General features: G+C 60.6%; 30 protein-coding genes. 9 read left to right on the forward strand and 21 right to left on the reverse strand.

Annotated elements, in window-relative coordinates; translation table 11 throughout:
* Positions 1 to 36: 36 nt before the first annotated feature.
* Positions 37 to 855 carry an IclR family transcriptional regulator gene (locus tag FFS45_RS20880; RefSeq protein ID WP_171029700.1) on the reverse strand — a complete coding sequence of 273 codons (819 nt, stop codon included), beginning with the start codon at positions 853 to 855 and terminating at the stop codon, positions 37 to 39.
* Positions 856 to 1,116: 261 nt separating this feature from the next.
* On the opposite strand from FFS45_RS20880, the gene FFS45_RS20885 reads away from it, so the two are divergent.
* The 3 genes from FFS45_RS20885 to FFS45_RS20895 all read left to right on the forward strand — a co-directional run bounded on the left by FFS45_RS20885 (position 1,117) and on the right by FFS45_RS20895 (position 3,589).
* Entirely contained in the window at positions 1,117 to 1,374 is a 258-nt protein-coding gene (locus FFS45_RS20885) for a hypothetical protein (RefSeq protein ID WP_137956528.1), read from the forward strand.
* 276 nt (positions 1,375 to 1,650) lie between these two features.
* Positions 1,651 to 2,742, forward strand: a complete 1,092-nt coding sequence (locus tag FFS45_RS20890; protein WP_137956529.1) for an asparaginase — start codon at positions 1,651 to 1,653, stop codon at positions 2,740 to 2,742.
* A 304-nt stretch (positions 2,743 to 3,046) separates the two neighbouring features.
* The gene (locus tag FFS45_RS20895) at positions 3,047 to 3,589 is read left to right on the forward strand and encodes a hypothetical protein (protein WP_249362870.1); all 543 of its coding nucleotides are present in this window, start codon (positions 3,047 to 3,049) and stop codon (positions 3,587 to 3,589) included.
* 29 nt (positions 3,590 to 3,618) lie between these two features.
* Here the strand turns inward: FFS45_RS20895 and FFS45_RS20900 are convergent, their stop codons facing one another.
* Positions 3,619 to 4,920: a UDP-N-acetylglucosamine 1-carboxyvinyltransferase gene (locus FFS45_RS20900; protein WP_137956530.1), complete on the reverse strand. Its 1,302-nt coding sequence runs from the start codon at positions 4,918 to 4,920 to the stop codon at positions 3,619 to 3,621.
* A 798-nt stretch (positions 4,921 to 5,718) separates the two neighbouring features.
* On the opposite strand from FFS45_RS20900, the gene FFS45_RS20905 reads away from it, so the two are divergent.
* On the forward strand, positions 5,719 to 6,441 hold the full coding sequence (locus FFS45_RS20905) for a response regulator transcription factor (RefSeq protein WP_171029701.1): 723 nt from the start codon (positions 5,719 to 5,721) through the stop codon (positions 6,439 to 6,441).
* Positions 6,442 to 6,458: 17 nt separating this feature from the next.
* On the opposite strand, the gene FFS45_RS20910 is transcribed toward FFS45_RS20905, so the two are convergent.
* From FFS45_RS20910 to FFS45_RS20930, 5 genes are all read right to left on the reverse strand, one after another.
* Positions 6,459 to 7,511 (reverse strand): phytoene/squalene synthase family protein, encoded by a 1,053-nt coding sequence (locus FFS45_RS20910; RefSeq protein ID WP_137956532.1) that lies wholly within the window; start codon positions 7,509 to 7,511, stop codon positions 6,459 to 6,461.
* Positions 7,512 to 7,659: 148 nt separating this feature from the next.
* Entirely contained in the window at positions 7,660 to 8,682 is a 1,023-nt protein-coding gene (gene gnd, locus FFS45_RS20915) for a phosphogluconate dehydrogenase (NAD(+)-dependent, decarboxylating) (protein ID WP_137956533.1), read from the reverse strand.
* Positions 8,683 to 9,047: 365 nt separating this feature from the next.
* Complete coding sequence (locus tag FFS45_RS20920; RefSeq protein ID WP_137956534.1) at positions 9,048 to 9,764, reverse strand: dienelactone hydrolase family protein; 717 nt, start codon at positions 9,762 to 9,764, stop codon at positions 9,048 to 9,050.
* Positions 9,765 to 9,868: 104 nt separating this feature from the next.
* Complete coding sequence (locus tag FFS45_RS20925) at positions 9,869 to 10,816, reverse strand: AraC family transcriptional regulator (protein ID WP_137956535.1); 948 nt, start codon at positions 10,814 to 10,816, stop codon at positions 9,869 to 9,871.
* Positions 10,817 to 10,970: 154 nt separating this feature from the next.
* Positions 10,971 to 11,462, reverse strand: a complete 492-nt coding sequence (locus tag FFS45_RS20930; RefSeq protein ID WP_137956536.1) for an Lrp/AsnC family transcriptional regulator — start codon at positions 11,460 to 11,462, stop codon at positions 10,971 to 10,973.
* A 156-nt stretch (positions 11,463 to 11,618) separates the two neighbouring features.
* Between FFS45_RS20930 and glmS the strand changes: the two genes are divergently transcribed.
* Positions 11,619 to 13,448 carry a glutamine--fructose-6-phosphate transaminase (isomerizing) gene (gene glmS / locus FFS45_RS20935; RefSeq protein WP_137956537.1) on the forward strand — a complete coding sequence of 610 codons (1,830 nt, stop codon included), beginning with the start codon at positions 11,619 to 11,621 and terminating at the stop codon, positions 13,446 to 13,448.
* 18 nt (positions 13,449 to 13,466) lie between these two features.
* On the opposite strand, the gene FFS45_RS20940 is transcribed toward glmS, so the two are convergent.
* The 3 genes from FFS45_RS20940 to FFS45_RS20950 form a co-directional block, all read right to left on the reverse strand.
* Positions 13,467 to 14,834: a HipA domain-containing protein gene (locus tag FFS45_RS20940; protein WP_137956538.1), complete on the reverse strand. Its 1,368-nt coding sequence runs from the start codon at positions 14,832 to 14,834 to the stop codon at positions 13,467 to 13,469.
* A gap of 9 nt (positions 14,835 to 14,843) precedes the next feature.
* Positions 14,844 to 15,209 (reverse strand): helix-turn-helix domain-containing protein, encoded by a 366-nt coding sequence (locus tag FFS45_RS20945; RefSeq protein ID WP_137956539.1) that lies wholly within the window; start codon positions 15,207 to 15,209, stop codon positions 14,844 to 14,846.
* A 315-nt stretch (positions 15,210 to 15,524) separates the two neighbouring features.
* The gene (locus FFS45_RS20950; protein ID WP_137956540.1) at positions 15,525 to 16,157 is read right to left on the reverse strand and encodes an NUDIX hydrolase; all 633 of its coding nucleotides are present in this window, start codon (positions 16,155 to 16,157) and stop codon (positions 15,525 to 15,527) included.
* Between the two features lie 234 nt (positions 16,158 to 16,391).
* Here FFS45_RS20950 and FFS45_RS20955 point away from each other — a divergent pair, with 234 nt between their 5' ends.
* Positions 16,392 to 16,700, forward strand: a complete 309-nt coding sequence (locus FFS45_RS20955) for a hypothetical protein (RefSeq protein WP_137956541.1) — start codon at positions 16,392 to 16,394, stop codon at positions 16,698 to 16,700.
* A 66-nt stretch (positions 16,701 to 16,766) separates the two neighbouring features.
* Here FFS45_RS20955 and FFS45_RS20960 read toward each other — a convergent pair whose 3' ends face one another.
* The 7 genes from FFS45_RS20960 to zigA all read right to left on the reverse strand — a co-directional run bounded on the left by FFS45_RS20960 (position 16,767) and on the right by zigA (position 21,649).
* On the reverse strand, positions 16,767 to 17,384 hold the full coding sequence (locus FFS45_RS20960) for a rhomboid family intramembrane serine protease (protein ID WP_137956542.1): 618 nt from the start codon (positions 17,382 to 17,384) through the stop codon (positions 16,767 to 16,769).
* A 260-nt stretch (positions 17,385 to 17,644) separates the two neighbouring features.
* The gene (locus tag FFS45_RS20965) at positions 17,645 to 18,313 is read right to left on the reverse strand and encodes a pyridoxamine 5'-phosphate oxidase family protein (RefSeq protein WP_137956543.1); all 669 of its coding nucleotides are present in this window, start codon (positions 18,311 to 18,313) and stop codon (positions 17,645 to 17,647) included.
* A gap of 111 nt (positions 18,314 to 18,424) precedes the next feature.
* On the reverse strand, positions 18,425 to 18,724 hold the full coding sequence (locus FFS45_RS20970) for a 4Fe-4S dicluster domain-containing protein (protein ID WP_137956544.1): 300 nt from the start codon (positions 18,722 to 18,724) through the stop codon (positions 18,425 to 18,427).
* On the reverse strand, positions 18,721 to 19,041 hold the full coding sequence (locus FFS45_RS20975) for a hypothetical protein (protein WP_137956545.1): 321 nt from the start codon (positions 19,039 to 19,041) through the stop codon (positions 18,721 to 18,723). Before FFS45_RS20975 ends, FFS45_RS20970 begins: the two co-directional genes overlap by 4 nt.
* A 10-nt stretch (positions 19,042 to 19,051) precedes the next feature.
* Entirely contained in the window at positions 19,052 to 19,636 is a 585-nt protein-coding gene (locus tag FFS45_RS20980) for a sigma-70 family RNA polymerase sigma factor (RefSeq protein ID WP_137956546.1), read from the reverse strand.
* A gap of 66 nt (positions 19,637 to 19,702) precedes the next feature.
* On the reverse strand, positions 19,703 to 20,299 hold the full coding sequence (locus FFS45_RS20985) for a GNAT family N-acetyltransferase (protein WP_137956547.1): 597 nt from the start codon (positions 20,297 to 20,299) through the stop codon (positions 19,703 to 19,705).
* A 159-nt stretch (positions 20,300 to 20,458) separates the two neighbouring features.
* Positions 20,459 to 21,649: a zinc metallochaperone GTPase ZigA gene (gene zigA / locus FFS45_RS20990; protein WP_137956548.1), complete on the reverse strand. Its 1,191-nt coding sequence runs from the start codon at positions 21,647 to 21,649 to the stop codon at positions 20,459 to 20,461.
* A 305-nt stretch (positions 21,650 to 21,954) separates the two neighbouring features.
* On the opposite strand from zigA, the gene FFS45_RS20995 reads away from it, so the two are divergent.
* On the forward strand, positions 21,955 to 22,209 hold the full coding sequence (locus FFS45_RS20995) for an AbrB/MazE/SpoVT family DNA-binding domain-containing protein (protein ID WP_137956549.1): 255 nt from the start codon (positions 21,955 to 21,957) through the stop codon (positions 22,207 to 22,209).
* The gene (locus FFS45_RS21000; protein WP_137956550.1) at positions 22,209 to 22,571 is read left to right on the forward strand and encodes a type II toxin-antitoxin system PemK/MazF family toxin; all 363 of its coding nucleotides are present in this window, start codon (positions 22,209 to 22,211) and stop codon (positions 22,569 to 22,571) included. Before FFS45_RS20995 ends, FFS45_RS21000 begins: the two co-directional genes overlap by 1 nt.
* A gap of 34 nt (positions 22,572 to 22,605) precedes the next feature.
* On the opposite strand, the gene FFS45_RS21005 is transcribed toward FFS45_RS21000, so the two are convergent.
* The 4 genes from FFS45_RS21005 to FFS45_RS21020 form a co-directional block, all read right to left on the reverse strand.
* The gene (locus FFS45_RS21005; protein WP_137956551.1) at positions 22,606 to 23,025 is read right to left on the reverse strand and encodes a hypothetical protein; all 420 of its coding nucleotides are present in this window, start codon (positions 23,023 to 23,025) and stop codon (positions 22,606 to 22,608) included.
* Between the two features lies 1 nt (position 23,026).
* Positions 23,027 to 23,416, reverse strand: coding sequence for a VOC family protein (locus FFS45_RS21010; RefSeq protein ID WP_137956552.1), 390 nt, complete (start codon positions 23,414 to 23,416; stop codon positions 23,027 to 23,029).
* A gap of 266 nt (positions 23,417 to 23,682) precedes the next feature.
* The gene (locus tag FFS45_RS21015) at positions 23,683 to 23,898 is read right to left on the reverse strand and encodes a hypothetical protein (RefSeq protein WP_137956553.1); all 216 of its coding nucleotides are present in this window, start codon (positions 23,896 to 23,898) and stop codon (positions 23,683 to 23,685) included.
* Positions 23,899 to 24,287: 389 nt separating this feature from the next.
* The gene (locus FFS45_RS21020; RefSeq protein ID WP_137956554.1) at positions 24,288 to 25,145 is read right to left on the reverse strand and encodes a LysR substrate-binding domain-containing protein; all 858 of its coding nucleotides are present in this window, start codon (positions 25,143 to 25,145) and stop codon (positions 24,288 to 24,290) included.
* A 116-nt stretch (positions 25,146 to 25,261) separates the two neighbouring features.
* Here FFS45_RS21020 and FFS45_RS21025 point away from each other — a divergent pair, with 116 nt between their 5' ends.
* Entirely contained in the window at positions 25,262 to 26,467 is a 1,206-nt protein-coding gene (locus tag FFS45_RS21025) for a 2-aminoethylphosphonate--pyruvate transaminase (protein ID WP_137956555.1), read from the forward strand.
* The last annotated feature ends 37 nt before the right edge of the window (positions 26,468 to 26,504 follow it).

Consider the following 26,504-nt stretch of genomic DNA (forward strand, 5'->3'; position numbering starts at 1 on the left):
CGCCAAGGCAATTCGCTCGGTGTATGGCCGGATTATTTACAGCGCGAGGACTTCCGGATCTACCTCTGCACCGAGCATCCGGCTCACGCGGTCCGCATACCTGCGAATGGTGCGCCCCAACTCATGCAGGTCTTCGTCGCTCCAGCCGCTTTTCAGCGTAGTCACGCTGATCGCCGCGACGCCTTCGCCTTCACGATTGATGATGGCCGCGCCGATGCAGACCACGCCGATATTGTCCTCTTCGTTATCGAACGCATAGCCGCGTTCGGCAACCTGCAACAGGTCGACCATCAATTCGGCGGGTGTGACGAGCGTGTGTTCGGTGCGGCGCGGCATGCCGGTTTGCGCCAGCAGCTTGACGACCCGCGCCGGCGGCAACAGCGCCAGCAGCGACTTGCCGAGCGCCGAGCAATGCGGCAACTCGCGTTGTCCCAGCGCCGAAGCGATCCGTAAGATGCCAGGAGCGTCGACCCGGCTGATGGCTACGGCGTAGCCGTGATCGAGAATCGCCAGCCGCGAGGTCAAACCGGTGTGCTCGGTGAGTTCGCGCAGCACCGGTAGCGCGAGTTGCGACACGGCGATGTCTTCGGCAGCACGATCGCCCAGATAGACGAGCGACAACCCCAGGCGGTAACGCCGTGAGCCTCCTAGTCGCACATCGGTCACGAAATTGCGTAACAGTAACGTCTGCAACAGCGCGAACGCCGTGCTCTTCGACACGCCAATCTGTTCCGCCACCCCAGCGACGGTCATGCCGTCGTTGGCGGCCTTCCCCAAGGCCTCCAGGACATCGAGCGCGCGATTGACACTGCGTAGCGCGTATCGATCCTCGGTAGTTTGAGCTGCATCTGTCATTTTGTATTCTGTTTCCATCAGATTGATGAAGCTACCCCTGTAGCATCCCACAACTCATATTGACAGTCACTAAAGCGGAAATTAACATAAATCAAATACCGAACTAGGTTCGGCACAGCCGAACGATTAATTACCCAGCATCTGGCGTTCCAGATTTGCGGCGCGCCTCACCACTAATAACAGCAACAGGAGGCCGAATTCGAGCGGACGACGCGTTCCGGGGTTTTTTGCGCGGCGTCACCCGCCCGGCGGCAAGCGACAATGGGAATAATCTCCGAGAGTGGTTTGTGCATTGACGAGCAGTCGAAAATGTCGGGTGCGCATTCCGCAAAACTCGTACACAGCGAAATCATGCATATCCGGCAGGTGATCGAACGCCTGTCTGCGGCGGACCTGAGCCGCTCCGGGCTGCCGCGCGAGTACTGGCGCAAACGCCTGTACTCCGTCATGCAGAACCACCAATTGTCGCCAGCCCAGTTTGGCGAAGTTGACCGGATTCTGGCGGCACTAAACGAGTAGCGGAAATGCTCGTATTCCTCAGCCTAAAACCCGGAACCATTTTCTTCCCTTCCGTTTCATTTCTTTTGAAAGCAAGTAAATAATACCGCATTCTACATATGAAGCCGGCGTTTAATGCGCTCCGCATCAAGAATGCAACACCACTGCCGACACTTTTAGGTCCGTCCGCTGACACCCCGATGACACGGCGTGTCCGGCCATCCCGCCGCGATTTGGTTTGCGCAATATAAAAACGTAAAATCCGCTGCATTCCAACGCTACTCGGAGACAACAGTGATGGCGCGTGCAACCGGTTCCATTGCAGCTACAACGTATCGCGGCGAGACGATCGAAAACACGCATCTGGCCCATGTCGCCGTGGTCGACGCACAAGGGCACCTGCTGTACCAGTTCGGCGATCCGGCACGCCTGACGCTAGCGCGCTCGGCGGCCAAGCCGGCGCAAGCGCTAGCTGTACTCGAAACGGGGGCGTTCGAGCGCTTCGGCTTCGAGGAAGCCGATCTCGCCCTGATGTGCGGCTCGCACAATAGCGAGGAGAGGCACATCGAACGCGCGCGGCAGATGCTCGCAAAAGCGCAGGCGAGTGAAGCCGACCTGCGCTGCGGCAGCCACCCGCCTTTGTCGGACGACGTCTACCGGGCGTGGATCAAGCGCGATTTCACACCCGGCGCGGTGTGCAGCAATTGCTCCGGCAAGCATGCCGGCATGCTCGCCGGCGCCCGGGCAATCGGCGCGGCGTTGCAGGACTACCACCTGGCCGAACATCCGTTGCAGGTGCGCGTGAAGCATACGGTGGCGGAGGTCTGCGATCTGCCGGATGACGCGGTGCAATGGGCTATCGACGGTTGCAATCTGCCTACCCCGGCCTTCCCACTCGAGCGCCTCGCGAGACTCTATGCGAAGCTCGCAGACGCAGCGGCGCAAGCTGCTGAACCGACCGGATCTGCAGAATCCGTCTCCACGCGCACCGCTGCACTGGCGCGCATCTATCGCGCCATGACCACCTATCCGGAGATGGTTGCGGGCGAAGGACGCTTCTGTACTGCACTGATGCGCGGCTTCGACGGCGCCCTGATCGCCAAGGTGGGAGCCGAAGCGAGCTACGCGATCGGCGTGCGGCCCAGCCAGCAGACGGCCCGGCTTGGCGCCGCAGGCGGGCTGGGGATTGCCGTCAAGGTCGAGGATGGCAACAAGACCGCGCTTTACGCCGTGGTGGCAGATCTGCTGACGCAGCTCGAAATCGGCACGGCTGCGCAGCGGGCCCAGTTCGAATCGTTCCGTGCTCCGCCGATGCGCAACACCATGGGCGTGGAAATCGGGCGCATGATGTTGTCGGTCGGGCTGGAAGCCGTCGGCAAAGCGGCCTGAGCCTTGGCTCAATTTCCCGCCAGGCACTCCGAAGAAAGTCCACGCGTGCGGACAGCGCGGTTCCCGCCTTAGGTACGCGCGCCGCCTGCCGCCACGCCGCATCACCCTGCCCCGATTAAGCTTCAGAATGGCCGACAGAGCCGATATTTAGCGCCACTTGCGGGCGGGCCCCGGTGTTACGCTCAAGTGATATCTATTGCCGGTCGAGCGCAAACCGCAAGGTGGGAATGGGCTTTACGTCGCAGCATGCCTTCGGGCAGTAAAGCCAGACTCGGATTGCAGCAAGACCGGGGGAGGCGCCGCGATGAAAAAAATGACCATTCCCATGGGCCTGACGCTGCTCGCGGTAAGCGGTGCCGCGTCAGCGTGGCAGCCCGTGGTGTACCCGATTCGCAGCCAGAGCCCGTGGCAGCAAAGCGTCGACTCCGCCACTTGCTACAGCGTGGCAAGCCAGCAGAGCAAGGTCAACATCACCCAGCAGGCGCAGGCGCCCATGCCACCCAAGTTCGCCTCGGGCACCGCCCTGATTGGCGGACCGCAGGTCTCCCAGCCACCGCTGCCCGCCAGCGGCGCGGCATCTGCCAGCATGACGATGACGAGCGCCGCCCCGGCAGGCGCAATGCCCGCAAGCGGCACAGCAGCGGGAGCCGCCGCCCCCGTGGCGCAGGCAAGCGAACCGATGCCGAAAACCGACAAGAACGGCATACCCGAGTTGGGCGGCGCCAGCGAGCCGCAAAGCGCCGCCGAGGTGAAGCCGCCGCCCATGCCCCCACCCGAGCCGCCGATGACGCGCTACTGGCGCGCCTACGGCGTCTGCATGCAAGGCCGCGGCTACGCGGTGCAGTGACGGTTAAGCGCTCGGCCCGCGCACAGGATTCACTCGCCGCTGGTCCATTCCACGTTCGCCCCAACCGAGCGCAGGTTTTCCACGAAGTGCGGGTGGGCGCGGCGAATCGGCAGTGCATTCATGATTTCCGAGCGTCCTTCGATGCTCGCCGCCACCATCAGCAGCGCGATCGCCACGCGAATGATGTAGGGGCTTTCGACGCGTGCCGGACTCAACGGCAGGCCGCCGAACGTGATCAGCCGGTGCGGATCGGACAGGAACACGTGCGCGCCGAACTTGGAAAGCTCGACCGACCAGCCCATGGCGCCGTCATACACCTTGTTCCAGAACATCGCGCTACCTTCCGCCTTCACGCCGAGGGCAATAAAGATAGGCAGCAGATCCACCGGCAGATACGGCCATGGCGCCGCTTCCACCTTGGTGAGGATATTCTGCGTAAACGGCCGGCGCACTCGCAGCGGGCCGTCACGCAAGGCGCGCGACCAGCCGTCGCGATGCACCACCTCAACACCGAACTTGGCAAAGGTCCGATCGATCAGCGGAAACTGCTCAGGTGCGGTATTGCGCACCACGATATCGCCGCCGGTGATCGCGCCCAACGCCAGAAAAGTGGCGATTTCGTGGAAATCCTCGCTAAAGCGAAACTCGCCGCCGCCGAGCTTTTGACCGCCGGAGACACTCAGGCGCGACGTGCCGATACCCTCGATTGCTACGCCCAGCATGGCGAGGAAGCGGCAAAACTCCTGCACGTGCGGCTCGGATGCGGCATTGACGAGCGTCGAGGTGCCGTTGGCCGACGCCGCGCACAACACGAAGTTCTCCGTGGTGGTGACCGACGCATAGTCCAGCCAGTGATGATTCGCGCTCATCTGCGTCTCTGCGCGCACGATCAGCGAATCGGCCGTGCGTGCCACGCGCGCGCCGAAGCGCTCGAACACCTCCACATGCGGATCGATCTCGCGCACGCCGAGCGTGCAGCCCTTCACATCGTTCTCCAGACGCGCCACGCCGAAACGCGCCAGCAGCGGTGGAACCAGCATGATCGACGAGCGCATTTCCTCCGGCAGCTTGTGCGTCACGGGATCGAAGGTGGTGGCGTGATGGTGCAGATCGAGAATGCCGGTGTGGAAATCCATCGACACTTCGCTGCCCAGCGTGCGGAAGATTTCGAGAATCTTCTTGACGTCAGTGATCTCAGGAACGCCGATCAGGCGCAATGGCTCGCTGGTCAGCAGCGTGGCACAGAGAATCGGCAGGACAGCGTTTTTGTTGGCAGATGGTTCGATCTCCCCGCGGAGCGGGAGACCGCCATGTACGATCAGGTTCGACATGTTCGGGAGAGGCGGGTAGAGAGGGGGGACATAAGGCCGATATGATGCCACTGCGCGGGGAGCGTGGACGATCGGCAAAAGCTGATTTTTGCACTGGACCGTGAACGCTGCGCGGGTTGCCGCGTGGCCATGCGTCTCTGGCCCCATTGACCGGGGGTAAGCCCCGCTTGCCGGATAATCCGGTTCTTGCCGCAGCGAAACCAGCATCCGGTCCATCCCGATCAAGTTGCGCACTGCGTGGTCCGGCAAGCGAGCAATGCTCCGCTCTCCGAATCAATTTGCAATGGTCAAATACCATGAGATCGAGTTGGGTTCACGCCCAGCATGCCTTCAATGCGCAGTGGACGTCAGATTTTACATTCGATATTTTTCTACAAAAACTCACAAAAGTCGACAAACAATTTTTTAACGCGTGATAATTTCACGAACATAAATATATGCAGCTTGGGGAAGGTGGGCAAATGGTTCGACGGCACACGTCTGCTGTTTGCCTGAAAGAACTGTAAACCTGAAGATCGAGCGCCCTTGTGAGTAGAGGCGCCATGATCTGCGTGGAAGGAGCAGGTATACGATGGACCACCCAGTCTGCACCCGTGACGGGCCGATCACTCCAGCCAGGCCTTGGCGATCGAGCTAAAACACTGTCGCCCCTCTTTGTCGCCCATACGCACAACGCTTCGCCCATTGCCGGCGCGAAGCGTTGAGTCTATGCCGCACAGCCTCTCTACGGTACGCAGGTTGCATGGCGTGAAGCCACGCCTCTACCGGCAGAAAATCATTCCGTTGACGGATTCAAAAATGAGCATCGCCATACTGACCGCCCTAGCAGCCGAGGCGGACTTTCTGAAACTTCATCTGGAAGCGGGCAATTACGAGTGTCATCTGTTCCAGTCCGAGCATGACCTGTACACGATGGCGCTTCAGCGCCCATTCGACCTCGTGATGCTTGGCCACGTGACCGAAGACACGAACCCGGTCGAGACGCTAACACGGCTTCGCCTCAAACTGCCGGCCGGATTGCCGGTGCTGGTCTGCTCGGAGCCGGAAGTCGCGCCCGAATTGCTTTACCTCTCGACCTCCGGGATCGCCGATATCCTGCGCCTGCCGACCACATCGGAGAGCTTGATTGCCCGGGTCGACACCATACTGAGCCGCACGTCGAAGGGCGCGCGAAGTTGCCCCGAGGAAAGCTTCGGCGAATACCGTTTCGATCACTCCGGCCAAGGTGTTTTTATTGCCGGAAATTTTATTAGCCTGACAAGAAAGCAATACGATTTTTCTTTGCTGCTATTCAGGAATATGTCGCGACCGGTTTCCATTTCCCATATAAGGGAAGTCGTGTGGAATCAGAAAGCCGAACTCATATCGCGGACCATTGATAGTCATGCATCCATGATCCGCTCGAAGCTCAATCTTCGGCCGCACAATGGTTATATTCTGAGCAGCGTCTATCGTTACGGCTATATCCTGGAGCAGGTCAGCGAGCCGCACATGACCGATCCGCCCGGCGAACTGGAATAACGCCGGGTGCGGCGCGCTCAGCCCTGCAGACGTGCTTCGATTTGCCCAATCAACCGCCCGGTCCAGCGACGCAGCGCGGCGTTGGACGCCACCAGCGCGGTCGAATACCCCAGCACTTCGTACACCTTGCCGCGGTGGATCTTCGAGACCTTGGCCGGATCGAGCCACGCCTCGTTATGCACCAGAAGCACCAAGGTTTCGAGACCGATCAGCACCGGCCACAAGCAGGCAAGCCGCAAGCGCACCGAGAAGCGGGGAATCGCCAGCGTGTATTCGAGCGCCGCGCGGAAGTGATCCAGGCTCAGCCGCACCAGTTCGAACAGCAGCGGTTGCGCACGCAACGAATTAGCCGGCGCCAGCAGGTCCTGCGGAGTCAGACCGAAGCGATCCAGCAGCGCGACGGGGAGATAGCAGCGGCCGATGCGCAAATCCTTGCCGCAGTCGCGCAGCACGTTGGTCATCTGCAGCGCCTTGCCGAAACGGACTCCGCGAGCGAGCATGGTTTCAGGGGCATCCTTGAGCGTCCCCGGCATGTGCGCGTAGGTCATCCGTGTCCAGAACTCGCCCACGCAGCCCGCCACCAGATAGGTGTAGCGGTCGAGCTCGGCCAATTCCCGAAGCGCCACGATCTGCCCGGAACGCTCGTCAGGAAACGTGCGGAGATCGAACTCCATGCCCTCGGTCAGCGTCGAGACAATCCCGCGGACCGCCTCACGGTCCGACTCGCCCAGGTGCGCGAGAATCGCGAGCGCCGGCCCGAGCGATTCGAGCAGCAGCTTTTCGTCCGACTGCGTCTGCTGACCCGCAACCTCGACGGCCATCCGCTGCAGGAACGCGCCTTCATCGGGGGCACCGTTGATCTGAGCGCGCAACGACAGCAGCAGCTCGAGACGTTGCTCCGGGGGAATCAGCGAGGTGTCCGCGATCGTATCCGCGGCACGCGCGAGCAGATACGCGAGGCCAATAGGGTCGCGCATGCCGGCGGGCAAGATACGCAGCGTGAGATAGAACGAACGTGAGACGCCTTTCAGCAGCGGACCCAGGAGGTAGGTCCGAGTAGGATTGAGCATGGATCGATCAGGTCGGTTTGGAACAATTTTGGCGCTGCCGAATTGTATCCTGCCAACCCGAATCGCCCTGCTTCTCCACGACATGCGCCGCAAAGGCCCAGCGGGCCCTCGCGGCGCCAGCCGCAGTCGCTCCAGGCTACGGCGTGCCTTACTTGGTAGCGGACTTCTCCACGTGGCCGCCGAAATCGTGCCGCATCGCCGACATCACGCGATTCGCGTAGTCGTCCTCGCCGCGCGAACTGAAACGCTCGAACAGCGCCGCACTGAGGACCGGCGCAGGAACGCCCTCGTCGATGGCCGCCTCGACCGTCCAGCGCCCCTCGCCCGAATCCGATACGCGTCCCGTGTACTCTTTGAGGCCGGCATCGCCGACCAACGATGCCGCAATCAGATCGAGCAGCCATGAGCCGATCACGCTGCCGCGGCGCCACACCTCCGCGATCTCCGGCAAATCGAGGTCGTATTGATAGAACTCGGGACTGCGCATCGGCGATGTTTCCGCATCGATCTCCCGGGTCTCTTTGCCTGCATTGGCTTTGTGCAGGATGTTCATGCCCTCGGCGTAGGCGGCCATGATGCCGTACTCGATGCCGTTGTGAACCATCTTGACAAAGTGTCCGGCGCCTTGCGGGCCGCAATGCAGGTAGCCGTGATCGGCAGTGCCCGCCGCGTCCTTGCTGCGCCCCGGCGTCGGCACGGCCGCGCCCGGTCCCGGCGCCAGCGTCGAAAAAATCGGCCCGAGCCGCTCGACCACCGCGGCCTCGCCGCCAATCATCAGGCAATAGCCGCGTTCGCGGCCGGCCACGCCGCCGCTCGTTCCGACATCCACGTAGTGCAGTTGCCTCGCGGCCAGCTCCTTGCCGCGACGGATGTCGTCGCGATAGAACGAATTACCGCCGTCGATCACGATATCGCCCGGTTCGAGCAAGGGTGTCAGTTGCGCCAGCGTGGAATCGACCACGGCCGCCGGCACCATCAACCAGACAGCCCGCGGCTTGGCCAGTTGCTTGACCAGATCTTCCAGCGAAGAAGCGCCTGCCACACCGCTCTGTTTGAGTTTCTCGACCGCGGCCGGCTGGGCGTCGTAGACCACGCAGGTCTGACCGCCAGCGGTCAGACGCCGCACCATGTCGGCGCCCATGCGCCCCAATCCAATCATGCCTAGCTGCATCTTTCACTCCTTACGTGAGATACCGCGAGCGTTGCCGTCGCGGTCGTTCAAGCAGTTGTGAAACAGAATCGCCGCAGCGTGCCGTGCGCGAGAAAGCTCACATGGACGAGCGGAAATCCTGCAAGGTCGTACCGTAGTACGTTAGTCGCGCCTGGCCGCGTTTGCCGGGAAACTTTGCCGGGGCCATTTGCAGCAGGAGTGCGGAGCGCCGCAGCGAGCCGGGACGCGCATGCGCCGAGCGGACGCATGCGCCAGATAACGGGTCAGCGCAAGGGTGAGACCGAACTGAGGAGGGAGTCGTTCAATGTGGTGGCGAGGGGGTGGCAGGCCCGCAAGGCCCGCCAGCGCCCACGAGCCAGTTCAGACTAGCCGCGTTGCGGCCACATGGTGCGGCCGAAGAAGGTCAAGGTGCGATCCCATGCCAGTTGCGACCAGACCGGATCGAACTGGGTGCCTTCAATACGGCCGGGGCCGACTGCCGTTTCGTTGGCGAACGCGTGGTGCGCGAGGTAATGATGCGATTCATAGTCGACTTTCGCGTCGCGCAGTTTGGCTTCGACGGCCTCGACAGCGGCCGGCGGAAAGAAGACGTCTTGCTTGGCCCAGTGAGCGAGCACTGGAACCTTGATGTTGTTTGCCTGGATGTACTCGAGCGGCGGGCAGCCGTACCACACCACGCCAGCAGACAGCTCGGGAATCTGTCCGAGCGCCAGCAGCGTCAGTGCGCCGCCCATGCAGTAGCCCGTTACGGCGACACGTTCGGTCTGTTGCTTCAGATGCTGCACCGCGCCGCGAATATCCTGGGCGGCGGCGTCGCCGAAGTCGAGACCGCTCATCAGATGGTGCGCTTCTTCCTGCTCGACCGTCATTTTGCCGCGATAGAGATCGGGCACGAGCGCCAGATAGCCGGACTGGGCGAGCCGGTCGGCGACGCCGCGAATCTGGTCGTTCAAGCCCCACCACTCCTGAATCACGACAATCGCGGGTGCGCCCACGGGGTTCTGCGGCGTGGCGAGATAACCTTCAACGTCCTTTCCATCGGGGCGCTTGAAGGTAATCATGGATCCTTGTGGCTGTTTCATGAGACGGTCCTTGTTTGGGCGGAACGCATAGCATAGCGGTTGTTGCCGGCAAGTGCTGACGAGGCAACTTGCAGGTCATGCGGGCCGCCGAGGCGCCGAGGCCACTAGGCAAGCGGCAACCAGATCTCCGTGCGTAGCTGGCTCGGCGGGGTCGCTTCCGCCCTGCTCAGATTGAGTTCGAGAGGCGGTTCATCGCGAAGCCGCTCGGCGGATGCCGGAAGCCAGTCGCGATAGATCGACTTCCAGGTGAGATGCAACGTGGTGTAGGGACCAACGTGGGTAAAGACGGCGTAGCGGCCGCCGGCGATCAGCTGCCACGCCAGCGAACCCGAAGGCGATATACCCGCAGGCTGCTCGACGTCTCCGCTGCACGTAGCGAGCGAATAGCCAAATACCAGACCAGCCACAAAACGGCAGTGCGGATCGTCGGGGCCTTGGGGATCGTCGGGCACTAACGACAGATAGCTCTTAACGTGTTCGCGAAGGCCGGCTCGCTCGGCCTCTTGCAGCACTTCGCCGTACGCTTGCTGCGCGGCGCGCATCATTGTGTTGTCTACCATGCCGCGCGCCGTGGCAGTCAGCGCGACAATGCCCGCAGGCAAATGGGTCAGACGGGTGATTTGCATGTCGATCGCTCCGTAAGAAGTATTTCGTAAACCCGCTTCCTTGCCGTGGCCCAGCAGGTTTTCGAAAGCAGGCGCGCCACCTTGGCGCACTGCGGTGGGCGTTGTTCCAAAGTCCCGTCGCATGGCTTTCGCCAGCGCCTGGGCAGATTCATAGCCGACCGCCGCGGCGATCTCGGCGACGGGTTCGTCTCCGCTAACCAGCAGTGCGAATGCACGACGCAGGCGCAACCAGGTGATGTAGCTCGCCACGCTGCAATCCACGTAGGCACGAAATACGCGGTGGAAGTGGTGCCGAGACATGGCCGCACGATCCGCCAGAATCTCGGCGGTTAGCGGTTCGGCCAGATGAGTCTCTGCGTAGGCAAGCGCGCGGGAGATCAGCTCGCTGTGCCGGTCGGAGGTGGGGCGTGGATTGATTGATGACATGCCGGCAATTCTAGGGCGCGGCAACCCTCGCTCGCGTGTCCGGAAGTGCTCGATTTGGGCGGATCGAGGCACAGGCGGTTCTTGAATGCCTCGCGGTCACGCGTTGCCGTTTGCGGGCTGTGGGCTGCGGGTGTTCGCAGGCAGCCGGCGTGGCCTACTGACTTCGGTCCATCGCGACGCGCACCGGCGCATTCGCCTCGAACTTGGCGCGATGCGTCGAGAAGAACGTGCGCACATTGCGAATGTTGGAGGAAGCCTTGAACAGCCGCCGCGCGAGTTCGTCGTATTCGGGCATGTCCTTTACATCGGCGACGATCACAAAGTCCGGACCCGGCGAGACCCGATAGCACTGCGTCACCGCAGGTTCAGCGCAAATGTAGGCTTCGAAGGCCGCGAAATCCTCAGTCGTCTGCCGGTCGAGACTGACCTCGATGATCGCAATGAGCGTAGAGCCGATTTTGGCCTGATCGATGATTGCAATCTGCCGCTGGATTACGCCCACCTCCTTGAGACGACGCACCCGGCGCAGACACGTGGGTGGCGAAGCATGCACCCGCGCCGCCAGTTCAAGGTTCGACACCGACGCGTCCGCTTGCAGGACGCCGAGAATCCTCACATCAAGGTCGTCCAGATAAATGCCGCTCACTGTCTCTCTCGTTCGTTCGATGTGAAATTAAATTTCATCATATCTTACTTGAGAGTTCAAATTTCATAAACTTCTATATTTCGAAATTTAATTTCTCAAGCTCACCCCTAAGATCGCACCACTGATTCCTGCCACGAACCCTGACGGAGAGACCTCATGTGTGGAATTGTCGGTGCGGTCGCACAGCGCAACATCCTGCCGAACCTAGTCGACGGGTTAAAGCGCCTCGAATATCGCGGCTACGATTCATGCGGCGTGGCGCTTTATCACGACCGCCAGTTGCTGCGCTCGCGCAGCGTCGAACGGGTAGCGAACCTGCAGGACGAGATTGCCCGGCGCGGCCTGTCCGGCTACACCGGCATCGCGCATACCCGTTGGGCGACGCACGGCAAACCCGTCACTGACAACGCACACCCGCACTTCTCGCCGAACGCGGAGACGCCACGTATTGCGCTGTCTCACAACGGCATCATCGAAAATCATGAGGAACTGCGGGCGACGCTCGAAGCGCGTGGTTACGTCTTTGCCAGCCAGACCGATAGCGAAGTTATCGCCCACCTGATCGATCATCTGTACAACGGCGATCTCTTCGAGGCCGTGCGCGAGGCCGTCGTCCAGTTGCGCGGCAGCTATGCGATTGCTGTGCTTTGCCGCGACGAACCGCATCGCCTGGTGGGCGCGTGCGACGGCATGCCGCTCGTGGTTGGCGTAGGTGACGCGGAGAACTTCCTCGCCTCGGATGCCATTGCGCTCGCCACAGTCAGCGATCAAATTGCCTACCTGGAGAACGGCGATGTGGTCGATCTTCAACTGCATCGCTACTGGGTTGTCGATGCCGACGGCCAACGTGCCGAACGCCGCGTGCACACTGTGGCCGCGCACAGCGGAGCCGCCGACCTGGGCCTCTACCGCTATTACATGCAGAAGGAAATCTTCGAGCAGCCACGGGCCGTCGCCGACACGCTTCAGGACGTCACGTCGATCATGCCCGAGCTGTTTGGCGACAATGCATGGCGTGTCCTCAATGCTGTGGACTCAGTGCTGCTGCTCGCGTGCGGCGGCAGCTATCACGCAGCGCTCACCGCCAAATACTGGATTGAGAGTCTCGCAGGATTGCCTGTGAACGTGGAGATTGCAAGCGAGTACCGGTATCGCGATAGCGTGCCCAATCCGAATACGCTGGTGGTCGCGGTTTCGCAGAGCGGGGAGACGGCAGACGTGCTCGGCGCCGTGCAGGTGGCGCAGAAGCTCGGCATGCATCACACGCTCGCTATCTGCAATGTGCCGACCAGCATGCTAGCCCGTGAATGTGCGCTAACGTTCTTTACGCGTGCCGGTGTTGAGATCGGCGTGGCGTCGACGAAGGCTTTCACCACGCAACTCGTCGCGCTGTTTCTCCTTGCGCTCACGCTGGCTCAATGCCGGCGACGTCTTTCCGAACAGGAAGAACAGCAACATCTGCGTGCGTTGCGACACCTTCCGGACGCCATGACGAAAGTGCTCGCCATGGAGCCGCAGATTATGGTTTGGGCCGAACAGTTGACCCGGCGGCAAGACATCCTGTTTCTTGGGCGCGGCATGCATTACCCGGTTGCAATGGAAGGCGCCCTGAAAATGAAGGAGATCTCGTATATTCATGCGGAAGCTTATGCAGCCGGGGAATTGAAGCACGGGCCGCTTGCGCTTGTCAGCGATGAGATGCCTGTTGTTGCGGTGGCGCCCAACGACCGTCTGCTCGAGAAGCTCAAGTCGAATATGCATGAGGTGAGTGCGCGCGGTGGGAAACTCTATGTGTTCGCGGATATCGACTGCGGTATTGCGGTTAGCCCGGATATTGAAGTGATCCGCCTCACGGAGTACTACGGCTTGCTGTCGCCGATCTTGCACACCATTCCAATGCAGTTGCTTGCGTTTCACGCGGCGCTTGCGCGCGGGACGGATATTGATAAGCCGCGGAATCTGGCGAAGTCGGTGACGGTGGAGTAGGGGGTGCGGTGGGAACACTTAAAGCATGTTCGGGTTGACCTTGGAAATCTGCGAAGCATTCTTGATAAGCCGATGCGCCTGAGTGACGATGAAATCTGAAATCTTCCTGACCAACTCACGCTCATCGCCTACGTACACGTCAGAGGCGGCCAACTCCGGCGCCTGTTTCAGGGCAGCGCGAGACATGTTTGTGATTTCGCGCGCGAGTTGTGCCGGCGACGTGTTCGTGCGGCGTGCAAAATCGGCCAGCTCGAAAGGTGTAACTTCTTCGAGTCTAAATGCGTCGCCATAGGCCATTGCCATGTCGGTCTTAAGGCTGCCTCCGTAAACATTGACGGAAACCAGGTCATAGTGCGGGGCAGGCATGAGGCCCGCGGGCGTTACGTGGAAAGACACGTTTTTGCCGTGTGCATCGCTGTTTCCCAGAAGCAACTGAAGTATCGCCCACCGGAGCAGCAACAACCGGGCGGTTGCCGGAGTCACCATTTTGTCCATCAACGCGAAGAGCCGCTCGAAACTGACGCCTTCGCGGATATGCTTCGAGTCGTTCGCGCCCATATTGCGCTCGTATTTGTACGTAGAGGGCATGTCAAGCGCCTGGCAGCCGTCAATGAAATGTATGCGCTCAACCATGTCCGCAAGGCTCGTCTCCCTGTTCCAGAGGACACGGCGATCGAAGCGTTCGATGAGCAGAATCGGTTCCGGGATTCGTCGCAGGGCAACCGGGGCGACCCGCATGCCTATGTGCGCAGCCAGGCTCATGCAGAAATGCTCGTTCGCCACCATTAGCGGAGTTCGTGGGTCGCGGCTATCCGGTTTGAGAAGATGGGTCGAGCTAAGTGAGCCACCGGCAAGCGATATATCGTCGTCTTCCACGAGCACCTGCAGCTTGTCCTGGTAGCCCGCCAGAGATAAGCGGACCTTGCCGTCCCACACAGGAAACGGCATGGTGTCACGATCGCGGATTCGCGCGCTTAGCTCATCGTCGCTGATAAGCCGGCGGATGGGTTCACTCTGTTGCTCGCGTAAGATGCGCGCCGCCTCTTCCGGGCCAGCATCCATCGCCAGAAAGCTGAGCGCGCCAACCGGTTCCTGACCGAGATAGCGAATCAGGGCAAACGTGTTGGCTTTCGACACCCCATGCACCTGGGAGGCAATGTCGAGCGCGCGCCCCTCGGGGAGCAGGTTTTCGAGGAACCGGTGGACGGAGCCTGGGGTATCCGGAGAACGGTGAAGTGGAATCGCTGGCGCGAGATAGTACGCTTCCCTTTTGGCCTGCCAGGCTGGAGCGTATCTGAAGCCGTAGCGGTCTTCCAGCGACTGGAATTCGAGTTCGCCGACTGTGTCATTACGGGCGGACACGTGAAGAGTGTGGACTGATGCCATTTTGTATCCTCACGACCCTACGTCATCGTCGCCTGCACCCGGGCTGCGAGCACCCATGGCACCCTTTGGCGCCTTACCAGCGTGCCCTTCAATCTTGAGTGGCCGTGGTGATTGATACCAGATTGCCTCTTCCTTGCTCGTCACGAGCATGGCGAGGCCAAGACCCGATAGCACACGCAGAAGCCGGTCGGCACCGACTGGTTTGCCGTTCTCCAGCCGGGACATGACATTGGCCGCGACGCCGCATGCGTGCGCCGCATCATCAATGCGAAGCTCCAACTCCAGCCGACGGTGGCGCACCAACTCTCCAAGCTCGTCGAGGTCTGCTACCTGCGGCGCGGGTCTTGGACCGGCCGGGTCAAGAGAGCGTGCCATAGTTTCCCCATATGGAAAGAAAGCTGAGAAATCTGCATTTAGCTGATTTGTTTCCCTATAGAGAAACATTACTGCGAATCGTGCCTTCCTGTCAATTATTTCTCTAAAGGGAAACTAAGAGGGCAACGCTGAGCGTATCGCCGTTCAGATGCCACTGTCCCACCGCTTCGAAACCGATCTTGAGCAGTCGGTTCATGCCCGTGAATCCGCCGACCCAAGATGGGCGGCATAGGAGGGATCGCAACTGCCTGTGCTACTTCAATACAGAAGGAGAAGCGCAGTGACTCGGCTCATTGATAAATCTGCGCGACCAGATCAATCAAACTCCATCCCACCGCTAAGTCGCAGTTCATCGAGTCTTCGAATCTGCTCGGGCAAGATGCGCCCTAGCGATAGCGGTGGCAATTCATTGACGGGGAAAAAGTCAACGGCGTCCGTTTCCCCTCCAGAAACGTCACCTCGCTCAATGATTGTCCCCAGGAACACCAGTTTCCAGATGTGGAAGACAGAGGGCGGATGCTCATGTTTCGCCATGTCCCATATTGCAAGCAACCGTTCAATGGCCACGGTATACCCACTTTCCTCGCGAACTTCACGCGTGGCATTCTCGACCGGCGAAGCGCCGACATCGGCCCACCCACCGGGAAGGGACCAGTGACCATCGGCAGCTTCACGCACGAGCAAAACCTGGCCGGCGTCATCGAAAACCGCGCAGCGAACGTCAAGCTTAGGATTTGCATAACCTTCTTCGCGGACGAAAAGCTGTGCGATCTCGGCTGTATCTATATCGGCAAGGTCGGCCAGTTGAGCAAACGCAATACTCTGCAATTCCTCATAGCGCTCCCTGTCGAATACTCCGTCCGTGTAATGCAGACCTGTTTGTGCGATTGCCAACAGGCGACGCGCCTGTGCCAACCGTCGTTTCGTCAATTCAGCAGATGCACGCATGGGATCGTTCCGCGTCGGGGCGAATGATGAAATGCAAAGGCCTACTCTAATCCAAACTCCCAGTGTCCAGCTACGGCGCTATATGAGCCTCCACAGGTAAGCCAGCGACTCAACACAACGACGCAATTTTGCAACCGTTCAGACTGGACTCGCGCGTCCGGAACCGGTAGCCTAAGGCTGCGGGATGGCGTAAGTTTTAGCTATGCTGGTCCTTACCGACAACGTGGAGCCGACATGCAAGTGAGCACAGAAACGCTTGTTGACATGCTGCGGGAAGTAGAAGCTGATGACCCCATCGACTACGCCGATCTTCCGTTTGGAGAGCAGGAGCTTAGACGCCTGGTGATGAGTTCGCTCGTCGAGCGTCACCACCTGGTCGAAACAGACATGTCGGTCTCCGATATCCACGCGTTATATCTGTTGAGCACCGCCAAACTTGTTCTCGAAAACACGGTCCTGCACGCCAGGCTGCTTTTGCTTCAGGGGCAACAGGTAGATGTGCAGTCGCTGTTAGCTCCGTTTACCCTCAAAGGCAAATCGTAAGTTGCACCGCGCCGGTGTAGTGGAACCGAGCAGATCTCCGGGGTTCACTCAGACAACATTTTTACGTCACGAAAGTCGCGCGCCGCGGGCCACGGTGCGCGCGGCAAGGATGCCACCCAGCGCACCACCGAGATGGCTTTGCCATGAAACGCCCGGGTAAATTGGCATCAGGCCGTAGAACATGGTCAGCCCGTAGCTGCCTGCTACGAACAGGGCAACCAGCATCGCAACGATCTGCCGCGTGTAATAGGCCCGCGCGACCAGGTAGCCGGCGTAGCCGAACACCAGTCCGCTCGCGCCGATATGCACCGTGTAGGGCGCACCGAGCAGCCAGGCACACAAGCCAGCACCCAGCATTGCACCGATGGTTGCCTGCCAGAAGTTCGCGATGCGCGGCCACATGCACAGCCAGCCGAGGATAAGCAGACCACCCGTGTTGGCTACCAGGTGCATGAGATTTGCGTGCAGCCAGGGAGCAAAGAGAATGCCCTGCAGGCCGCCAAGCGTGCGCGGCACCACCCCGTGCCGGTTCAAATGCAGGAAAGGGAGCGCCGCGGACAGAAGAAAGACCACCCACATGGAGCCGACAAAAGCCGCGAGCAGTAGAATGCGCGCCCTGAGTTGTGCAAAGAGCGAGTCAGCGGTGGAAGCGGCGCTTGCGAGCCGTATGGAGTCTTGCGTCATGGCGAGTCAATCCGAACCGGTGGGTGGCCCCTTGCGCACTCAAACTGAGCACCTTGAGTCTCGTCGAAGTGGCCGGTTTCGCGCAAAACCGGGGGCTCACCTGACATGGGCGCATATTCTGTGGCCGATATATCGCTTGGTCGCGCACGTCTTTCCGACAATATCAAACGCGTCCCCGGCGCCTAAACCCAGGCGGGACGCTCGCGCGTCCTGCAATTAGAACGCCGCCACCCATTGATTGCAAGCACAACGCAAACGACTCAATCCGCCCCGCCCTCGCGCCATTCTCGCACGTACTCGGGTGTTTCAATCCCCGCCGCCGCTTCGTCGACGATCGGCGCAAGCGGCGACAACGACATTGGCAGCACACCGGCCCACACCGCCAGCCCCATATCTTCCTCGTCGTCCTTCGGACCGCCCGTGCGGGTCTTGCAAGCCGCTTCGGCAAGCGCAATACGCAACACCGTCGTTGCAGCCAGTTCTTTGGCGTTGCCTGCCCGCACTTCCTGCGAGCGTCCCGGCGCGATGCCTTCAAGGAAGACTTCCAGCGCACCGGCCTTATGATCGTCTGGCACCGTTTCGAAACTGCCGTAAATCACGGCCGAGCGATAGTTCATCGAGTGGTTGAACGCCGAGCGCGCCAGCACCAGCCCATCGAGATGGGTGACCGTGACGCAAACCTGCGCACCGCTCGCAGCCAGCTTCAGCATGCGGCTGCCGTTTGAACCGTGGATATACAGGTAGTCGCCTTCGCGCCAACAGGCGGTGGGAATGCAGTGCACGCCGTGTTCGTCGGTAAACGCGACGTGGCACACATACGCCTCGTCCAGTAGCGCATGCAGGGTGACGCGGTCATACTGGCCGCGATGCGCGACACGGCGCACGTGGGTGCGCAGCGATGGAGGAACGTTTGCTTCGGCAGGGGTCATGTTGAGCGCCTTTTTGTTCTTTTAGGAAAGGCGTCTACGATAAAGAAAACCACGGCCCCATGTGTAGACCCACGACGTACCGACTTTGTAGAGCCAGCGCGAGCCTTCGCGTCACTTCACCCGCGCTAACGTAATCGCACGCTCCGGACACGCGGTCACGCATAGCCCGCAAGACCGGCACGCATCGGCATTTGGCGTATAAGCAACCTTCAATCCATGCACGCGCAGCTTGAATTTATTCAATATGCCTAAACTGTTGTAGTCTTCGGCGTCGATCTTGCGGATCTCGAACACGTTCTCGGGGCACACGACTGCGCAATCGCCCTTGCCTTCGCAACGCTTGAAATTGACCACCGGCGCAATCACGCCTGGCGCCTGCTTACAGGCAGCGGTTGTAGAGGCCGTTTTCATGACTGGTCCTCCTGCGGCTTGTCGCGAAGCGGCCCGGCACCCTTCAGGAAGTTCTCGCGTTCCTCCGGCGTCATGCGCTCCCAGCGGCGCCAGTGCCGGTGTCCGCCGCCGTGCCAGCCGCCGCGGCCGCGAAATCCGCCAAACAGGATCCGGCTGAGCACCAGCAAGCCAATCGCATGCAGATAATCGATCGAGCGGGCGCCGACGAAGGCCGCCGGAATTACCCAGTTCCATAGCGCCATCACGATCCATCCCAACAGCGCAATCGCTACCAGGACCAGTATCGCTTTGGCGAAGCATCTCACTTTGAATTTCATCGAAGCTCCTTTAAATATCCAGTTCGTCATACACGGTCTGCAGGCTGGAGCGCAGATGCAGAACGGCATAACGCTTGCGCGCGAGCAGCGTATTCACGCTCACACCACTCTCGGCGGCGAGTTCCTTGAAGCTGCGTCCTTCCAGTTCATGCGCGATGAAAACCTCGCGCTGGTTGGCCGGCAATTCGTCGAGGGCGGCCTGCAACGCATCAAGCAGCACCGATCTCGCATAGACCGCCTCCGGACCCGCATCGTGTGCCGGCAAGGCGAGGTCCAGCCGGTACTCGCCGTCTTCCTCGTCGTCGGTTTCTCCTGCGATCTCGGCAAGCGGCAACTCCCGCTTCTTGCGAAACACGTCGATGATGCGATTGCGCGCCACCCGAAACAGCCAGGCACTGACCTGTTCGATCGGTGCGGGGAGCCGGTAGGCCTGCACGAACTCGTAAAAGACATCCTGAAGGATGTCCTCCGCTTCACCGGGATCGCGCACACGGCGCCGGATGAAATGCCCGAGCTTGCTACGCTCACGCAAGATGGTTGCGGTGAGGTCGCTGTCTCGTTCGAGCATCGGGTCCGGGGTCGGCGGCGGTTCCATACCTCTGTAGACGGTTCGGGAGCGGGGATATTGTGTCCGCCAGGAAAAATCGAGCGGGGTGCCCTTTTAGCGTGCCGGCGGGGTGTGGGGAATGTCGCGTGCGGCCAGCCACGCCTCGCGATCCTCTTTGATCAGCGCAAACAGACGCACGTCGTGAAACGCGTCCTTCCAGTAGCCCCATTGCCGCATAACGCCCTCTTCGACAAACCCGAGGCGCTTTAGCAGGCCAGCCGACGCATCGTTGTCGAGGTCCGTCGTCGCCTGGATGCGATTCATCCCTAGGTGCTCGAAAGCATAGCCGAGCGCGGCGTCGAGCGCTTCGCGCATCAAGCCCTGACGCCAGCAACGGCGCTCCAGTTCGAAACCGAGGCTCGCCGACCTGAAAGCGAAATTGAGTCTGAGGCCACAGGTACCAATTACGCGGCTATCAGCCTTGGCAACGATCGCCCAACGAAGCCCCGTTCTTTCCGCCGTATCCTGCAGCAGTCTGGCCACCACCTGCTCGGCCTGTTCGAAACGCGTCAAAGGCGCCAGGTCGTAGAAGCGCATCACTTCAGGATCCGACCAGATTTCGAAGATTCGCTGCGTGTCGGACACGTCGAGCGGGCGCAGTTGCAAGCGAGCCGTCGCGGGTAGAGCAAGCTGGAGAAGCGGTTCGTTCATCGGGTCGGGACTGGGTGGGGTTGAGAGGACGCTCGACCGAAAGACCGCGAGCGCCCTTCGTCAAAGATAACAAAAAAGGCGCCCGAGGCGCCTTGGTTGTCGCGAACTCGTAACCTGTGTTCGCGTTTGCGTTGTCCTGCCCAACCGCGCAGGTAGTCTTCAGTGCGACCAGTCGGGAAACGGATCGCAGAACTTGCGCCAGGCCACTTCCGGTTGTGCAAGCTCGTCGTCGTTCAGCAAGCAGGCGTTAAACGAAGCACGTAGCGTGACCTCGTCCATTCCCGTTCCGATCAGCACCAATTCCTGCTTGCGATCGCCGAAGCGCTCGTCCCAGTGGCTGCGAATCATGGCCTGCGCCGCGGGCTCTTGCGGCCATGCGTGCCTGGGCACGGCGGCCCACCAGGTTCCGGCGCGTCCGTGACGCGAGATGGCGCCCGCTTGCGACCATTCACCCACCGCGTGATTGCGCGACGCCAGCCAGAAGTACCCCTTCGAGCGCACGACGCCCGGCCATTCGCGCTGAATCCAGTCGAAGAACCGTTGCGGGTGGAAGGGGCGCCGCGCGCGGTACACGAAGCTGGTGATGCCGTATTGTTCACTTTCGGGGATGTGCTCGCCGCGCATTTCCTTGAGCCATCCGGGGGCCTGCGCCGCGGCTTCGAAGTCGAACAGGCCGGTATCGAGGATCTGCCCGGTCGGCACCTGGCCAAAACGGCTTTCGACGATTTTCGCACGGGCGTTCAGCACCCGCAGTACGCCCTTGAGCAACTCCAGTTCGTTCGCGGTCACGAGATCCGTTTTGTTCAGCACGATCACGTCGCAGAACTCGATTTGCTCGGTCAACAGATCGACCACGGTGCGCCGGTCGTCCTCGCCCATCGTTTCGCCGCGATCCGCGAGAAAGTCGTGCGAACCGTAATCGCGCACGAAGTTATAGGCATCGACCACCGTCACCATCGTGTCCAGGCGAGCGACATCCGAGAGACTTTGACCCTGTTCGTCGCGGAACGTGAAGGTTTCCGCCACCGGCAAAGGCTCGGAAATGCCCGTGGATTCGATCAGCAGATAGTCGAAGCGCTTTTCCCGCGCGAGCCGCTGAATCTCGATCAGCAGGTCTTCGCGAAGCGTGCAGCAAATACAGCCGTTACTCATTTCGACAAGCTTTTCGTCGATGTGCGAGAGCTGGCTGCCGCCGTCGCGGATCAACTGGGCGTCGATGTTGACTTCCGACATGTCGTTCACGATCACGGCTACCCGCTTGCCTTCGCGGTTGTTCAGGACGTGGTTCAGCAGCGTGGTCTTGCCCGCGCCGAGAAAGCCGGAGAGAACGGTGACAGGGAGCTTGTGCATGGTGAGGGAGGCTCCAGATGGGTGAGTTACGTGGGCTGGGGGTTAGCTATGCTCGGTCAATTTACGAAATGATATAACATAACACTAAAGATGCGCTATTGTGCTCGGCAAAGCTGGAGTAACGCCACCGCCGCGTATTGGCAAAACCAACCTTTCTTGTCGGCCAAGGCAGCCGAGCAATGGTCAGAAACGTCGATACCTCCCTACTACGGCGTAGTCAGCCGCAGCGGGGATAGGCGTTTAAACACGTTGAAACATCGCTGATGAATGTATATACTTGTTTATACATTCGTAGGGTGGAAATCATGGCAAAAACAGCGACGCTCACAATCCAGCAGTGGGGCAACAGCCTGGCCGTTCGGATTCCGGCCGCTATCGCGCGTTCGGCTCATTTCGAGGTCGGTCAGGAAGTTGAGGTCACAACCGATGAGATAGGCGTGACGGTGAAACCGGTCGGCCCGCGTAAGCTCACGCTCGCGGAGAAGCTGGAGAAGTTCGATCCGGCGAAACATGCGGGTGAGGCAATGGCAACGGGCCAAGTTGGCGCGGAGGCGTTCTGATGCCGGGAGCTATGTGGGTGCCGGATCGGCGCGACATTATATGGATTGACTGCAACCCGCAGGCCGGACGCGAGATGAAGGACTTCCACCCGATGCTGGTCCTGTCACCCAAGCAGTTCAATGAGCGAACCAGCATCGTAATTGGGCTCGCGATGACGACAGCCGCGTTCAACGACACTAACCCTTTTGCCATCAAGTTTCAGGGGCCGAAGAACGTGACAAGTTACGTGCTCGCGCATCAGCCAAAATCGTTTGACTGGCGGGTTCGAGGCGCGAAGGCTCACCCTTGGAAGCGTGCGCCCGACGATGTATTTGCGGCTGCGTGTGAACAACTGAACCAGATCATCACGATCTGCGATTAGATTCTGGCGCCCTCGGCGCTTCTTCAATGCCGCATCACCGCGCGGGCGGCTGCGGATTATTCGCCGGGTTGGTATCGAACTTGACGACGCTCTCAATTCCCCCGCTCCCCACCAACGCCATGAGCTCCGCGTGCAGCGGATCGGCGTGCGCTTTGCTATAGACCTCCTCGCCATCGACGCGCAGCGTGAACGAGCGCAGATAGCGCGCCTTCTTCTCGGGCTTTCCGATCGTTTCTTTGGTCCACTGATACAACGGATAGCTGTCCGGGCCGAGGCGTTCGGCCTCGCTCACGTAATCGGCAAACGCGTCGAACTGGCACTTCAGCAATGCGTTGTGCTTGCCCAGAAGATCATGCAGCGGCTGATACGACGTACCCGCGGGATCGCCGCGCAATTGCGCTGCAAGCTCCGCCGAAACTGCGATCCTGATCTGGTATTGCCAGGCATCCGTCATTTCAGATCTCGCCCTTGGCAAAATTCAACTCAACCCCGTTGCCCGCCGGGTCCGAAAAGAACAACTGCTCTTGCCCGGTCACCGGCACGTGGTCGTGTGTGTAGCGAACCTCGAACTTGCGCAAGCGTTCTTCAAACGCAGCAAGATTGCTGCACGACAGGGCCACATGATCGAAGGTATTGACCACATGTGCGGGACGCGTTTCGTCAGACCTCGCTTCGCTCAGATGCAGTACGGCCTGTTCACCGATATAGAGCCAGTAGCCAAAGCTTTGAAACGGTGGCCGATAGCCCGCTTGCATGCCGACCACGTCGACATAGAAATCGCGCAAGGTATCGAGCATGGCGCGGTTGGCGCGAAGGTTGTAATGACTGAAGCCGAGTAGGGACATGAACTCTCCTGATGGACTGCAATGCACTCGACAGAAGCCTACCCGTGACGGAGACAATGCGCCAGATGAAGAGTCAAGCGAAGCTAGCCGGGTCAGCGGCCAGGCACGGAATGGAGAGGGGTATTGTGACAACCACAGACTACGCGAGGCGCGAAGAATGCAGCGATTGACTGGTGACGCATTGCGGCCGAAAACTACCGTGGGAAACGAGCACCAGACCAGCCGTTTGCAACCGCTTGTGCGGCTGGCCTGGCTACAACTCGAACTTACGCCTGCGGTGCAGCGTTGTCCGTATCCGACGCTTGCTCGCCGCTTTCGTCTTCCTTCTTCTCGACTAGCGATTCCAGCGCGCCAGCACCCTTGAAGCCGGCGACTGCGGCGATGCCCTTCGTCAGCAGCCCAGCATCCGGATCGACTTTCTCGGTCGCTTCCACTGCTGCAACTGCGCCTGCGATCTCACCAACCGTATCCAGAATTCCCATAACAATCACCGTATATGTTGAACGTCGAAATGAAGTACTTCGTGACCATCAAGGAGCGATGCCGTAGCAAGCTCCAGCGGCGGGTTGAGCCGGCGATAAGCGTTCGCGCGCCAGGCTCGCCGTTAAGCCGCTACCGGATAGCATGCCGCGAACGAATTTGACACACGCTGATGGCAAATCGCCGCTCGCCATCCTCGACGACAATAGCATCGCAGAAACCGCGAAGCTGTAAAACATTGTCAAATTTTGACGTTTTAGCCGGGTAGTTCTAGAAACTCCAGAGCTTGCTAAATCACTATGGGTTCGGCACGCGGCTCGTCAGCCAAGACTCATTGTTTGGCCGCATTGGTATTACATTTACCATTCGATTCTCGCGGATTCAATCGAGCTCAGTCGAGTTCGGTCGCGAACAGCGCATTCAGCAAATTCGACGCGGGCCGCTCGGCGAGACGCGTCAGCGACTCGATCATTTCCACCTGACAATCCTGCAGCGGAATCATCCTGATGCGGCGCGACGGGTTGAACTCTGCGTAGGCGATCACCCCAACGCCCATACCTTGCGCGATCGCTTCCTCGAGCGCTTCCCGGCCGTCCACATACATAACCGGTTCGACCTGCAGCGACTCGCGCACCAGTTCGTTTTCGAGCAACTGCTGGGTGACCGACTGCGCTTCCCGAAAGATCATTGGCTGCTTGACGAGTTCTGCGTAAGTCAGCTTGCGCTTCTTCGCAATCGGACTCGTGACCGGCACCATGGCAACCAGCGGATCACGCCGCAACACGCGCGATTCGAGCCGGCTGTGGACCTGCGGCGCGGCGGTAATGGCAGCGTCTACGGTGCTGGACAGAACGCGCTGCATACACTCGGCTGCGTTCGCAACCGACAGCGTCACGACAATGCCGGGATGCCGCTTGCGGAACGCACCGATCAGTTTGACCGCGAGATCAGGCGCATCCGCAGCGAGCGAAAGCGTGCCGGATGCGAGTCCACTCGCCGAATCGAGCAGTTGCCGGGCATCGCGCTCGCAACTGAGCATCTGGCGCGTCACGCTGAAAAGGCGCCGGCCCAGTTCGGTCGGCTCGACGCCACGCGGGCCGCGCTCGAAGAGCTTGACCCCAAAATCCTGTTCGAGCCGTCGCACGTGGTCCGAAATGGCAGGCTGCGTCAGCGACAACGCCTGCGCCGCCTTGGAGAACCCCCCATGTTCGGCGACCGCGTGAAACGCCCGCAATTGCGCGTATTGCATGTGCGCCTCGCCCTGTTGATAAGTTTCACTGATACCAACATCGATTATATCGATTTTACCGATGCTCGCGGATTCTGTACTGTGGCAACCACTGAGACCTTCATTGGACATCCAGCATGGATACCGCAGTCAGCCACACCGTTACTTCGTGCGCCGCTCCCGCCAAGGGCGAGCCGTATCTGCTGACGCCGGGGCCGCTCACCACGGCGCTCTCGACCAAGGAAGCAATGCTGCGCGACTGGGGATCGTGGGACGGCGATTTCCGTGCAATGACCGCACAGCTTCGCCGCAGCCTGCTTGAGATCGCGGGCGACACCGTGGGCGACTACGATTGCGTGCCGCTGCAAGGCAGCGGCAGCTACTGCGTCGAAGCCATGCTGGGCAGCCTGATCCCGCGCGATGGACATGCGCTGGTGCTGGCAAACGGCGCCTACGGCAAGCGGATTGCCACCACCCTCGGCTATCTGGGCCGCCGTCACACCGTGCTCGACAAGGGCGACTATCTGCCGCCGCGTGGCAGCGAAGTCGAACGCATGCTCGACGCCGATCCGAGCATCACGCACGTGGTCGCCGTGCATTGCGAAACCAGTTCGGGGATTCTCAACCCGATCGAAGAAATCGCCGCCGCAACCGCCAAAAAGGGCCGCAAGCTGCTGATCGATTCCATGAGCGCATTCGGCGCGGTGCCGCTGGATGTGCGGCATTTGCAATGCGAAGCGTTTGTGTCGTCAGCCAACAAGTGCATCGAAGGCGTTCCCGGCTTCGGCTTTGTGATTGCGCGCAAGAGCGCCTTGCAGGAAGCGAAGGGGCGCAGCCATTCGCTGAGCCTCGACGTGTACGAGCAGTGGGATGTGATGAACCGCACGGGGCAATGGCGCTTCACGCCGCCTACGCACACGGTGGCGGCTTTTATCGAAGCGCTCCGGCTCCATGCGCTCGAAGGCGGCCAGCCTGGCCGGCTCGCGCGCTACGCCCATAACCGCGACGTGCTGGTCGCCGGCATGCACGAGCTTGGCTTCGAGCCGCTGCTGGACGCGCACTGGCGCTCGCCGATCATCGTGACGTTCTTTGCGCCCGCGCATCCGGCGTTTCGTTTCGAGCAGTTTTATGACCTGATGAAACAGCAGGGTTTCATCATCTATCCCGGCAAGCTGACGGTAGTGGACAGTTTCCGCGTGGGATGCATCGGCCAGGTGGATGCGGACGTCATGCGGCGGGTGGTAGCGGCTTGCGCCCAGGCCCTGCGCACCATGGGCGTAGAGCATGCCGCGCCGCCGAGCGCAGCGCTCGAAGAACGCAAGTTGCTCGCGCACGAAGTTTGAAATGGGTGTCCGCGCTTGAGGCGCGACACATGAATAG

Origin of the sequence: Burkholderia sp. 4M9327F10, assembly GCF_005503145.1 — a bacterium.
GTDB lineage: Bacteria > Pseudomonadota > Gammaproteobacteria > Burkholderiales > Burkholderiaceae > Paraburkholderia.